Here is a 12,392-nt window from a genome sequence, read left to right as displayed (position 1 = left end):
CGGAAGCCGGCTGGGCGGCTGGGCCGTCCCCATGACCGGTCCGGCAGTCGGGCCTCACAGTTTCGGGTCCACACGGGCCAGCCTCCGCAGGGCCCCCGGCATGAAACGGGACAGAAGGTGGGCGCCTCGGGCCTCCGGGGTCACCGGAACCACCGCTCTGTTGTGGGTCACCGCGTCCAGGACGGCGTCCGCGACCTTCTCCGGTGGGTAGTTGCGCAGCCCGTACAGGCGGGTCGAGCGCTGTTGACGGCGGCGTTCCTCCGCCTCGTCGACGCCGGTGAAGCGGGACGTGGAGGTGATGTTGGTGTTGACCAGCCCCGGGCAGATGGCCGTGACTCCGATGTCCTGCCCGGCGAGTTCGGCCCGCAGGCACTCGGAGAGCATCAGTACCGCCGCCTTGGAGGTGCTGTAGGCGGGCAGCGCCCGGGACGGCTGATAGGCGGCCGCCGAGGCGATGTTGACGATGTGGCCGCCCTGCCCGCGCTCGGCCATGCGCGCGCCGAAGAGCCGGCAACCGTGGATGACACCCCACAGATTGACGTCCAGGACCTTGCGCCAGTCGTCGGTGGTCGTGGTGAAGAAGGAGCCCGAGAGGCCGATGCCCGCGTTGTTGACCAGCACGTCCAGCACGCCGTACGCGCTGTGCACCCGCTCGGCCAGCTTCTCCATGGCCTGCTCGTCCGAGACGTCCGCCGTCTCCGCCCAGGCCCCGGGGGCGCCGATCAGCCGGGACAGTTCCGCGGTGCGGGCGGCCGCCTCGGCGTCGCGGTCGACGGCCACCACCCGCGCCCCGGCCTCCGCGAAGGCGAACGCCGTGGCCCGGCCTATGCCGCTGCCCGCGCCGGTGACGAGTACCAACTGCCCGCCGAACCGGTCCGCGTGGCGGCCGGTGGCCCTCGGCTCCGGCCGGCCGCCCTCGACGCTCGTGACGAACTCCTCGATCCATGCCGCCACCTGGTCGGGCCGGGTGCGCGGGATCCAGTGCTTGGCGGGCAGGGTGCGGCGGGTCAGCCGCGGTACCCACGCGTCCAGGTCGTCGTAGAGCCGCTCCGACAGGAACGCGTCGCCCAGGGGCGTGATCAGCTGCACGGGCGCGTGCGCGAACGCGTCGGGGCGGGGCCTGCGCAGGCGGGGACGGACGTTGTCCCGGTACAGCCAGGCGCCGTGCGCGGCGTCGGAGGGCAGGGACGGGGTCGGATAGTCGCCGGCGGGGACCTTCTCGGCCCGCTCCAGGATCCTGGGCCAGCGCTTGCCCAGCGGGCCCCGCCAGGCCAGTTCCGGCAGGGCGGGGGTGTGCAGCAGGTAGACGTACCAGGACTTGGCGCCCTGGCCGAGGAGCTGGCCCACCCGGCGGGGCGTCGGACGCTTCACGCGCGCGTTGATCCAGTGCCCGAAGTGGTCGAGGGACGGCCCGGACATGGAGGTGAACGAGGCGATGCGGCCCTCCGTGCGGCCCACCGTGACGAACTCCCAGGACTGCACCGAGCCCCAGTCGTGGCCCACCAGGTGCACCGGCCGGTCCGGGCTCACCGCGTCCACCACGGCCATGAAGTCGTCGGTGAGCTTGGCCAGGGTGAAACCGCCGCGCAGCGGCCTCGGCGCCGTGGAGCGGCCGTGGCCCCGGACGTCGTACAGCACCACGTGGAAGCGGTCGGCGAGGCGTGCGGCCACCTCCGACCAGACCTCCTTGCTGTCCGGATAGCCGTGCACCAGCACCACCGTGGGCGCCTGCGGATCGCCCAGCTCGGCCACGCACAGCTCGACCCCGCCGGTGTGGACCCGGCGCTCACGCGCCCCCTTCAGTGTCACTTCGCCTCCGCCCAGCGCCGCACGTGCGGCAGATCGTCGTCCAGCCAGAAGGCGCTCTCGCCGGGGTCCCGGGAGTCGGTGACCACCAGGATCTCCTCGAACTTCGCGCCCGTACCCCGGAACCCGAGGTGAGGTTCGACCGCCCACAGACCCGGCCGCGGCGGGTGGTCGGAGAAGCGGTACGGCGACCACAGGGGCGACCAGCCCTCGCGGTGGCCGTGCAGGGCGTCGGCGGCGAGCCCCTTGAGGGACTGCGTGCCGAAGCCGAACAGATGCGGGGAGAAGCGGCGGGCCTTCACCCGGTCCACCTTGTGGGCGATCACCCCGAAGGGATACGCGCGATGCCGGTTGGCGTAGCCCTGGCGGACCATGAGACGGTCCACGTCCTGGTAGATCTCGCGCAGCGGACGCCGCTCGCGCACCTCCCGCAGGATCAGCGCGCGGTGCGCCTCCAGATCCGCCATCAGCCGGTCCTGCACCGGGTTGACGCCGAGCGAGCCCGAGTAGCCGATGTCCGCGGTGCATCCCTCGAACACCGGGGCCATGTCCAGGATGAACGGCATCCCGGGCTCCAGCCGGCGGTCGGTCGGGAAGAACTGCAGCGGCAGGCGGAAGTTCACGAACGCCGTGCGGTCGCCGAACCAGGCGAACGGCAGGTGGAACCAGTCCCGCACCCCGCGCTCACGCAGCCAGTCGCGCTGCATCCGGGCCGCCTCACGCTCGGTGACGCCGGGCTCCAGACGTGCCGCGACCGCCTCCGCGCACTCGTAGGCGAGGCGCTGCACCCGCCTGAATCCCCGCAGTTCCGCGGAGAGTTCGCTGCTTGCTGCCGTCGTCATGCCGCCCCGTCCGTCGACTGCGGTACGCGTCCGTAACTTGACACTGGTGAATGTGACAGTTGTTAGAGGTGGCGTCAATAGGGTGGATCAAGGGCTGTGGACAACGGCCGGTGCGCGGCCGTCGGGTAGGTCAGGGGCAGGGGATCACTCAGGGGCCCGTCCTACTCGAGTCTGACGTGAAGACGGCTCTGAGGTCTGACGACCGGCATGGCCGGCGTCACTACCTTCTAAGCGTGACTGTGATCGCGACCGAAAGCCTGAGCAAGCGGTTCCCCCGGGTGACCGCGCTCGACCGGCTGTCCATGGACATCGGACCCGGTGTGACCGGGCTCGTCGGAGCCAACGGCGCCGGCAAGTCCACCCTGATCAAGATCCTGCTGGGTCTGTCCCCCGCCACGGAGGGCCGCGCCGCGGTGCTGGGCCTCGACGTGGCCACCGAGGGCGCCGCCATCCGCGAGCGGGTGGGCTACATGCCGGAGCACGACTGCCTGCCGCCCGACGTCTCGGCCACCGAGTTCGTCGTGCACATGGCGCGCATGTCCGGCCTGCCGCCCACCGCCGCGCGTGAACGCACCGCGGACACACTGCGCCACGTCGGCCTGTACGAGGAGCGCTACCGCCCCATCGGCGGCTACTCCACCGGCATGAAGCAGCGGGTGAAGCTGGCCCAGGCCCTGGTGCACGACCCGCGGCTGGTCTTCCTGGACGAGCCGACCAACGGCCTGGACCCGGTCGGCCGGGACGAGATGCTCGGCCTGATCCGCCGCATCCACACCGACTTCGGCATCTCGGTCCTGGTCACGTCGCACCTGCTGGGCGAGCTGGAACGCACCTGCGACCACGTCGTCGTCATCGACGGCGGCAAGCTGCTGCGCTCCAGCTCCACCACCGACTTCACCCAGACCACGACCACCCTCGCGATCGAGGTCACCGACAGCGACGGCCACCCGGACGGCACCCGCGCGGTCCGCGAGGCGCTCCACGCGCGCGGGGTGGACACCCACGACGAGGGCGGCGGCCTGCCGGGCGCCGGACACATCCTGCTGCTGACCGCCCCCGGCGAGGAGACGTACGACCTGGTGCGCGACGTCGTCGCCGACCTCGGTCTCGGCCTGGTGCGCATGGAGCAGCGCCGGCACCACATCTCCGAGGTGTTCACCAGCAGTGACGAGCAGCGGAAGGAGGCCGTCGGTCATGGCGGTTGAGCAGCCCGCGCCGGTGACCGCCGGCGGCGACCAGTCCCGCATCCACGACATCGGCTACCGCGGCTACGACGGCCCCCGCCTGGGCCGCGGCTACGCCCGCCGCTCGCTGTACTCGCAGTCCCTGCGCGGCGCCTACGGCCTCGGCCGCTCGGTGAAGTCCAAGGTGCTGCCGATGCTGCTGTTCGTGGTGATGTGCGTGCCCGCGGCCATCATGGTGGCCGTCGCGGTGGCCACCAAGGCACACGAACTGCCGCTCGCCCACGCCTACACCCGCTGGGCGATCGTCATGCAGGCCGTGATCAGCCTGTACGTCGCCTCGCAGGCACCCCAGTCCGTCTCCCGCGACCTGCGCTTCAAGACCGTGCCGCTGTACTTCTCGCGGCCCATCGAGACCGCCGACTACGTGCGGGCGAAGTTCGCCGCGCTCGCCTCGGCCCTGTTCGTCCTCACCGGCGCTCCCCTGCTGGTGATGTACGCGGGCGCGCTGCTCGCCAAGATGGGCTTCGCGCACCAGACCGAGGAATTCGCCCAGGGGCTGGTGTCGGTGGCCCTGCTCTCGCTGCTGTTCGCCGGGATCGGCCTGGTCATCGCCGCCGTCACCCCGCGCCGCGGCTTCGGCATCGCCGCCGTGATCGCCGTGCTGACCATCTCCTACGGCGCCGTATCCACGCTCCAGGCCATCGCCGACGTGCAGGGCAGCACCGGTACCGTCCCGTGGATCGGTCTGTTCTCGCCGGTCACCCTGGTCGACGGCGTCCAGTCCGCCTTCCTCGGCGGCAGCTCCGGCTTCCCCGGCGGCACCGGCCCGTCCCACGGCGAGGGCGTGGTGTACGTCCTGGTCGTGCTCGGCCTGATCGCCGCTTGCTACGCCCTCCTGATCCGCCGCTACAAGAAGGTGGGGCTGTGACGACCCTCAGCATCGACCACGTCTCCCGCTGGTTCGGCAACGTGGTCGCCGTCAACGACATCACCATGACCATCGGCCCCGGCGTCACCGGCCTGCTCGGCCCGAACGGCGCCGGGAAGTCCACCCTCATCAACATGATGGGCGGCTTCCTCGCCCCCTCCACCGGCTCCGTCACCCTCGACGGGCAGCCGGTGTGGCGCAACGAGGCCATCTACAAGCACATCGGCATCGTCCCCGAGCGGGAGGCGATGTACGACTTCCTCACCGGCCGCGAGTTCGTCGTCGCCAACGCCGAACTGCACGGACTCGGCGCGAAGGCCGCCCAGCGGGCGCTCGCCACGGTCGAGATGGAGTACGCGCAGGACCGGAAGATCTCCACGTACTCCAAGGGCATGCGCCAGCGGGTGAAGATGGCCTCCGCGCTGGTCCACGACCCCTCCCTGCTGCTGCTCGACGAGCCGTTCAACGGCATGGACCCGCGCCAGCGCATGCAGCTCATGGATCTGCTGCGGCGGATGGGCGACGAGGGCCGCACGGTGCTGTTCTCCTCGCACATCCTCGAGGAGGTCGAGCAGCTCGCCCGGCACATCGAGGTGGTCGTCGCCGGACGGCACGCCGCCAGCGGCGACTTTCGCAGGATCCGCCGCCTGATGACCGACCGGCCGCACCGCTACCTGGTGCGCTCCAGTGACGACCGCGCCCTCGCGGCCGCGCTGATCGCCGACCCGTCGACGTCCGGCATCGAGGTCGACGTCGCCGAGGGCGCACTGCGCGTCCAGGCCGTCGACTTCGGCCGTTTCACCGCGCTGCTGCCGAAGGTCGCCCGGGACCACGGCATCCGGCTGCTCACGGTCTCGCCGTCCGACGAGTCCCTCGAGTCCGTGTTCTCGTACCTGGTCGCGGCGTAGGAGGCCCTGATGTACGACCCCACCGTCGCCCGGCTCACCTACCGGGCTCTGCTCGGCCGCCGCCGGGCCCTCATCCTCGGCGCGCTGCCGCTGCTGCTGCTCGTGATCTCCGTGGTGGTACGCGCCCTGACCGGTGCCGACGACCAGACGGCCGCCGACGTCCTGGGCGGTTTCGCGCTCGCCACCATGGTGCCGATCATCGGTGTCATCGCGGGCACGGGCGCGATCGGCCCGGAGATCGACGACGGCTCCGTGGTGTACCTGCTGTCCAAGCCGCTGAAGCGGCCGACCATCATCCTGACCAAGCTGATCGTCGCCATCGCGGTGACCATGGTGTTCTCCGCCGTGCCGACCATGCTCGCGGGCCTGATCCTGAACGGCAACGGCCAGCAGATCGCCGTGGCCTACACGGTGGCCGCGCTGGTCTCCTCCATCGCCTACTCGGCGCTGTTCCTGCTGCTGGGCACGGTGTCCCGGCACGCGGTGGTCCTCGGGCTCGTCTACGCGCTCGTCTGGGAGGCGCTGTTCGGCTCCCTGGTGCCGGGCGCGCGCACGCTGAGCGTCCAGCAGTGGTCGCTCGCCGTCGCCCAGAAGCTCGCCGGCGGTGACCTGGTGACCTCGGACGTCGGGCTGACGACGGCCACGGTGCTGCTCGTCGTGGTCACTGTCCTGGCCACCTGGTACGCCGGCCAGAAGCTGCGGGCACTGAAGCTGGCGGGCGAGGAGTAGCCCCGTGCGGGCCCCGGTCGTCCTTGACGGGGCCTTCACCTCCGCGCGGGCACACTGAACGGAGCGGATGTACGGCTGGGAGGCCGCGGATGGCTGAGCGGACACCGGAGCACGGCGGAGACGGGCGGACCGAGGGCGACGACTGGGACGAGACCGTCCTGGACGAGGCGTTCGTACGGGCCGCGGAGACCTCCGAGCCGTCCGCGCGGGCCCGGATGCTCGCCGCCCGCTGGCGCGCCGAGTCGCCGGAGCCGCGGCCCTGGCGGTCGGACGAGCCGCCCGCGGGGTGGTTCTTCAGCAAGGCGCGCCGGCGCAGATGGCGGCGCCGGTAGGGCGGGCACGGCTCCGGCTAATTCGGTGGCGCCCGCATCCCGGGCGGGGCAGAGTGGTTGTGCCCCACCCGCCGGGACGGACCCGGCGTCACGGACTGGGAGAGGAGCCGGGCGATGTCCATGCACGACAGTACGCCCAGCTCCCGTCAGGGCAGCCCGAGGCGGGCTCCGGAGTGATCGCCACATCTCCGTAGAGCTCATGGGAGCTGTCCGGGGCGGCCGCTTCGAGCACGCGATGTCGCTCTCGCGTGGGCCGCCCACCCGGAGGATTGGCCGAGCGGTAAGGCACTGGCTCGCGCTGCGTTCGATCACAGGCGAGTCATGGTCGGGTGTGAAAGCCCGCGCACGTTCGATCCGTGCATCCTCCGCGAGACGTTGTCACTGGGACTCGGGCGGATTCTCAGCCTGCGGTATCTGGAGAGGCTTGGCGGGGTTTGCCGCGGGGCTGCGCCGTGGGGCTTGGGGCCGTGATCGAGTGGCGGCGTCGTCGTGGCTCGTCGCGGTTCCCCGCGCCCCTGGAATGTTGGGGTTTGGAGGCTGGCCCCGGTTTTTCCGCAGGGTTGGGTCGTGGGGCTGGGGGCCGTGGTCGGGTGGCGGCGTCGTCGTGGCTCGTCGCGCGGTTCCCCGCGCCCCTGGAATGTTGGCGGGGTTCGGAGGGTGGACCCCCGGCGCCCCTGACGGGGGCGCGGGGAGCGGTGGCTATGGGAGCAACCGCTCCAGGACCGCCGCGATGCCGTCCTCCTCGTTGGAGGTGGTGACCTCGTCCGCCACTGCCCTGAGTTCTTCGTGGGCGTTGGCCATGGCCACGCCGTGGGCGGCCCAGGCGAACATCGGGATGTCGTTGGGCATGTCGCCGAAGGCGATCGTGTCGGCGGCCTTCAGGCCCAGGCGGCGGGCGGCCAGGGAGAGGCCCGTCGCCTTGGACAGGCCGAGCGGCAGCAGCTCCACGATGCCCGCGCCCGCCATGGCCACCGTGACGAAACCGCCGGCCACACGCCGGGCCACGTCCGCCAGCTCGTCGTCGCCGAGCGTCGGATGCTGTATGTAGACCTTGTTCAGCGGGGCGGACCACAGGTCGGCCGCGTCCGTGAACGGGGTGGCGGGGAGGTTGCCCGTGACCGCGTAGCCCGGGCCCACCAGCACCTCGCCTTCCAGACCGTCCCGGCTCGCCGCCAGGTACAGCGGGCCCACCTCCGCCTCCAGCTTCGCCAGGGCCACGCCCGCGAGCTGCCGGTCGAGGGTGACCGAGGTGAGCAGGCGGTGCGCGCCGGCGTCGAACACCTGGGCGCCCTGGCCGCAGACGGCGAGGCCGTCGTAGCCGAGGTCGTCCAGGATGTGACGGGTCCAGGGGACCGCGCGGCCGGTGACGACGATGTGGGCCGCGCCCGCCGCGGTGGCCGCGGCGAGCGCGTCACGGGTGCGCCGCGAGATCGATTCGTCGGAGCGCAGGAGCGTTCCGTCGAGGTCGGTCGCGATCAGTCGGAAGGGGAATCCGGCGCTCACTTGGCGACCGGCTCCAGGACCTCCCGGCCGCCCAGGTACGGGCGCAGCACCTCGGGAACCCGGACGGAGCCGTCGGCCTGCTGGTGGTTCTCCAGGATCGCCACGATCGTGCGCGGTACGGCGCACAGGGTGCCGTTGAGGGTGGCCAGCGGGCGGACCTGCTTGCCGTCGCGCATGCGGATCGACAGGCGGCGGGACTGGAACTCGGTGCAGTCCGAGGTCGAGGTCAGCTCGCGGTACTTGCCCTGGGTCGGGATCCACGCCTCGCAGTCGTACTTACGGGAGGCCGAGGCGCCGAGGTCGGCGGAGGCGACGTCGATGACGCGGAAGGGCAGCTCCAGCGAGGTCAGCCACTGCTTCTCCCACTCCAGCAGGCGCTTGTGCTCCTGCTGGGAGTCCTCGGGAGTCACGTAGGAGAACATCTCGACCTTGTCGAACTGGTGCACGCGGAAGATGCCGCGCGTGTCCTTGCCGTGCGAGCCGGCCTCGCGGCGGAAGCAGGGCGAGAAGCCCGCGTACCGCAGCGGCAGCTTGTCGGCGTCGATGATCTCGTCCATGTGGTAGGCCGCGAGCGGGACCTCGGAGGTGCCGACCAGGTACAGGTCGTCCTTGTCGAGGTGGTAGACGTCCTGGGCCGCCTGGCCGAGGAAGCCGGTGCCCGCCATGGACTGCGGGCGGACCAGCGCCGGGGTCAGCATCGGGGTGAAGCCGGCCGCGGTGGCCTGGGCGAGGGCCGCGTTGACCAGGGCCAGCTCCAGCAGGGCGCCGACACCGGTGAGGAAGTAGAAGCGGGAGCCGGAGACCTTGGCGCCGCGCTCGACGTCGATCGCGCCGAGCACCTGACCGAGCTCCAGGTGGTCCTTGGGCTCGAAGCCCTCGGCGCCGAAGTCGCGGATGGTGCCGTGCGTCTCCAGCGTGACGAAGTCCTCCTCGCCACCGACGGGCACGTCGGGGTGGACGAGGTTGCCGAGCTGCTGGAGCAGCTGCTGGGTCTCGGTGTCGGCCGCGTCGCGCTCGACGTCGGCGGCCTTGACGTCGGCCTTGAGCTGTTCGGCGCGCGCCAGCAGCTCGGCCTTCTCCTCCGGGGTGGCCTTGGGGATCAGCTTGCCGAGCGACTTCTGCTCGGCGCGCAGCTCGTCGAAGCGGACGCCGGAGGACCTGCGCCGCTCGTCGGCAGACAGGAGGGAGTCGACGAGCGCGACGTCCTCTCCACGGGCGCGCTGGGACGCGCGCACACGGTCGGGGTCCTCACGGAGCAGGCGAAGGTCAATCACGCGAGCAAGGCTACCGGTGCGAGCTCGCAGGTCACGACTCACTATTGCGACTCGCGCCTTACGTGCCGTTTCAGGGCAATTGCGCAGAGTGGTGGAGGGTGTCAAGAAAAGGTGTCTCACTCCCTGGAACGAGGCAGTCGGCGGATTCCCGGTTGACCGGATTTCCTTGCGGCGGGCGGGACTTGGAGGGGTCGTTGTCCACAGCGATCCGGGCCGCCGAGAGAGTTATCCACAGGCTGTGCGGAAAGTCTGTGGATTCCGGAATTGATCACTCCGGAAGTTTCGGCCGGGCGAAGGAATTCTCGTCCCGAGCAGGGGTGACGCCTACTTTCGAGTGGAAAGGGGTCGCCCCAAAAGATGAACCAAAGGAGACGGGTGGACGAAGGGTGACGTGCGGGGCAGTGGCCGCAAGGGGGACTTCCAGGGCGCTTTGTCGACGGGATCGCCCGCCCTTGTCGACTTGTCCCCAGGTCGAGAAGCGAACCTGTGGATAACTTCTGTGGATTACGAAGATATGCAGGTAGGACTGACCCGAAGCAGTCTACGGCCGCCTCAGAACCGGCCGTCCTGGCAGCGCGCCACCCAGTCCGCGGCCGCCATGAACTCCTCGTCCGACGTGCCCGGCGAAGTGGCCCGGGCCTCGCCGGGGCGGATGTCGGCGCGCGGATAGGAGCCGAGGAACCGCACCTGGAGGCAGATTCGCTTCAGCCCCATCAGCGCCTCGGCCATCCGCCGGTCGGAGATGTGCCCCTCGGCGTCGATGCAGAAGCAGTAGTTGCCGATGCCGGCGCCGGTCGGCCGGGACTGCAGCAGCATGAGGTTGATGCCCCGGGTGGCGAACTCGCCCAGCAGGTCGCGCAGGGCGCCGGGGTGGTCGTCCCGCTGCCACAGCACCACCGAGGTCTTGTCGGCGCCGGTCGGTGCCGCGGGCCGGGCCGGACGGCCGACGAGCACGAAGCGGGTCTGCGCGTTCTCCGCGTCGTGGATTCCGGTCTCCAAAGCCTCCAGGCCGTACCGGGCGGCGGCGAACTCGCCCGCGAAGGCGGCGTCGTACTGGCCCTCCTGGACCAGGCGCGCGGCGTCCGCGTTCGAGGCGGCCGACTCCCAGTGGACGTCCGGGAGGTTCGCCTTGAGCCAGTTGCGCACCTGGGGCTGGGCCGCCGGATGCGCGGAGACCGTCTTGATGTCCGCCAGCCGGGTGCCCGGCCGGACCAGCAGCGCGAAGGTGATCGACAGCAGCACCTCGCGGTAGATCGTCAGCGGCTCACCCGCGACCAGCTCGTCCAGGGTGGTGGTGATGCCGCCCTCGACGGAGTTCTCGATCGGCACGAACGCGGCCTCGGCCTCGCCGGCCCGCACCGCGTCCAGCGCGGACTGCACCGACACGTACGGCATCAGCTCCCGGGTGGCGGCCTCCGGAAGCGTGCGCAGGGCGACTTCGGTGAAGGTGCCTTCGGGACCGAGATACGCATAGCTCGCTGGCATGTCCTCACCCTAATGGGCGCCGGGGCGAGGGGCTTCCGTGTCTCACCGACGCCACTCGACCGGGTGGTTTGAAGCCCCGGAGGGGTGGTCCTCCGGCCGGAATCAGCCCTCCAGGAGCCGCTGTCCCACGTACTCTCCCTCGGCCGCGCCACCGGGCACCGCGAACAGGCCACTGGCCTCGTGCCGGATGAACTTCGACAGGGCGTCACCCCGGTCGAGCTTGCGCTGCACCGGCACGAAGCCGCGCAGCGGGTCCGCCTGCCAGCAGACGAAGAGGAGCCCGGCGTCCGGCGTGCCGTCCTGGTCGATGCCGTCGTGGTAGGAGAACGGGCGTCGCAGCATGGCCGCGCCGCCATTGCGGTCGGGCCGGGTGATCCGGGCGTGGGCGTTGATGGGAACGGCCAACGCGCCCTTGGCGTCGGTCTTGTCCAGGTCCATCGGCGTCGTCTCGTCGCCCCCGGACAGCGGGGCTCCGGTGTCCTTGCGGCGCCCGATGACCGCTTCCTGGGCGGCGAGCGACAGCGTCTCCCAGTCGTCGAGGAGCATGCGGATACGGCGGACGACCGCGTAGGAGCCGTTCGCCATCCACGCGGGCTCCGCCGAGGCGGGCACGAAGATCCGCCGGTCGAAGTCGGCGTCGGCGGGCTTGGGATTCCGGGTGCCGTCGATCTGTCCCATGAGGTTGCGGGCCGTCATGGGGTGGGCGGTGGCGCCCGGGGTGCGGTTGAAGCCGTTCATCTGCCAGCGGACACGGGCCGCGTGACCGGCGTCCTTCTGGATGGCGCGCAGGGCGTGGAAGGCGACGAGGGCGTCGTCGGCGCCGATCTGCACCCACAGGTCGCCGTCGCTGCGCGCCTTGTCGAGGTGGTCGGAGGAGAAGTCGGGCAGTGGGTCCAGGGCCGTCGGCCGCTGCTTCTCCAGGCCGGTCCGACCGAAGAAGTTGTGGCCGAAGCCAAAGGTGATCGTCAGCGAGGACGGCCCCGCGTCCCGGGCCACGCCGGTGTCGCCGTGGGGGGCCGCCTCACCCGACATCAGCCGCTCGGCCGTCGCCGACCAGCGGCGGAGCAGGGCCGCCGCTTCCCTGCGGCCCGCGCCCGCCGCGAGGTCGAAGGCGACGAGGTGGCCGCGGGCCTGGAGCCCTTCGATGATGCCGGCCTGATGTTTCCCGTGAAACATCGCCCGGCCGGCGCCCACCGAGGTCAGCGCAGTGGCCTGGGCGGGCGCGGAGGCGTATCCCACGGCACCGCCTGCCGCGCCGAGCACCAGCCCGGTGGCACCGGCGGTGCCGAGCAGTGCCCGCCGGGAGACACCACGGTGACCGTCGGCGGTGCCGTCGTGGGCGTGCGGCTCGCGCGCCGGGGAGCCGGGCGTGCGGGTCTCGGGAAGGGACTGGTCGGGCAT

The 12,392-nt window shown here is 71.3% G+C and carries 11 protein-coding genes and 1 tRNA gene; 6 read left to right on the top strand and 6 right to left on the bottom strand.

Translation table 11 applies throughout. The features are described 5' to 3' along the window. Positions 1–54: 54 nt before the first annotated feature. A complete protein-coding gene (locus tag ABZ478_RS24750) occupies positions 55–1,809 on the bottom strand; it encodes an SDR family oxidoreductase (protein WP_359552796.1) in 1,755 nt (584 codons plus the stop codon). Then, positions 1,806–2,648 (bottom strand): M24 family metallopeptidase, encoded by an 843-nt coding sequence (locus ABZ478_RS24745; RefSeq protein ID WP_359552794.1) that lies wholly within the window; start codon positions 2,646–2,648, stop codon positions 1,806–1,808. The genes ABZ478_RS24750 and ABZ478_RS24745 overlap by 4 nt, the downstream gene beginning before the upstream one ends. Before the next feature lie 239 nt (positions 2,649–2,887). Between ABZ478_RS24745 and ABZ478_RS24740 the strand changes: the two genes are divergently transcribed. From ABZ478_RS24740 to ABZ478_RS24715, 6 genes are all read left to right on the top strand, one after another. Then, entirely contained in the window at positions 2,888–3,853 is a 966-nt protein-coding gene (locus ABZ478_RS24740) for an ABC transporter ATP-binding protein (RefSeq protein ID WP_358929848.1), read from the top strand. After that, positions 3,843–4,760, top strand: a complete 918-nt coding sequence (locus tag ABZ478_RS24735; RefSeq protein WP_359552792.1) for an ABC transporter permease — start codon at positions 3,843–3,845, stop codon at positions 4,758–4,760. The genes ABZ478_RS24740 and ABZ478_RS24735 overlap by 11 nt, the downstream gene beginning before the upstream one ends. Then, the gene (locus tag ABZ478_RS24730) at positions 4,757–5,668 is read left to right on the top strand and encodes an ABC transporter ATP-binding protein (RefSeq protein ID WP_359552791.1); all 912 of its coding nucleotides are present in this window, start codon (positions 4,757–4,759) and stop codon (positions 5,666–5,668) included. The genes ABZ478_RS24735 and ABZ478_RS24730 overlap by 4 nt, the downstream gene beginning before the upstream one ends. A gap of 9 nt (positions 5,669–5,677) precedes the next feature. Beyond that, positions 5,678–6,397, top strand: a complete 720-nt coding sequence (locus ABZ478_RS24725; RefSeq protein ID WP_358929763.1) for an ABC transporter permease — start codon at positions 5,678–5,680, stop codon at positions 6,395–6,397. An 89-nt stretch (positions 6,398–6,486) separates the two neighbouring features. Further along, positions 6,487–6,729, top strand: coding sequence for a hypothetical protein (locus tag ABZ478_RS24720; RefSeq protein WP_359552789.1), 243 nt, complete (start codon positions 6,487–6,489; stop codon positions 6,727–6,729). A 263-nt stretch (positions 6,730–6,992) separates the two neighbouring features. Beyond that, positions 6,993–7,097, top strand: a tRNA-OTHER gene (locus ABZ478_RS24715). 331 nt (positions 7,098–7,428) lie between these two features. On the opposite strand, the gene ABZ478_RS24710 is transcribed toward ABZ478_RS24715, so the two are convergent. The 4 genes from ABZ478_RS24710 to efeB form a co-directional block, all read right to left on the bottom strand. Then, a complete protein-coding gene (locus ABZ478_RS24710; RefSeq protein ID WP_359552788.1) occupies positions 7,429–8,232 on the bottom strand; it encodes an HAD-IIB family hydrolase in 804 nt (267 codons plus the stop codon). Next, positions 8,229–9,506, bottom strand: a complete 1,278-nt coding sequence (serS, locus tag ABZ478_RS24705) for a serine--tRNA ligase (protein ID WP_359552786.1) — start codon at positions 9,504–9,506, stop codon at positions 8,229–8,231. Before serS ends, ABZ478_RS24710 begins: the two co-directional genes overlap by 4 nt. Positions 9,507–10,058: 552 nt before the next feature. Beyond that, positions 10,059–10,991 (bottom strand): prephenate dehydratase, encoded by a 933-nt coding sequence (gene pheA, locus ABZ478_RS24700; protein ID WP_359552784.1) that lies wholly within the window; start codon positions 10,989–10,991, stop codon positions 10,059–10,061. A 102-nt stretch (positions 10,992–11,093) separates the two neighbouring features. Further along, positions 11,094–12,392 (bottom strand): iron uptake transporter deferrochelatase/peroxidase subunit, encoded by a 1,299-nt coding sequence (gene efeB, locus ABZ478_RS24695; RefSeq protein WP_359552782.1) that lies wholly within the window; start codon positions 12,390–12,392, stop codon positions 11,094–11,096.

Source organism: Streptomyces sp. NPDC005706 (genome assembly GCF_040631045.1).
Lineage (GTDB): Bacteria > Actinomycetota > Actinomycetes > Streptomycetales > Streptomycetaceae > Streptomyces.
This window is presented reverse-complemented; position numbering and strand designations above follow the sequence as displayed.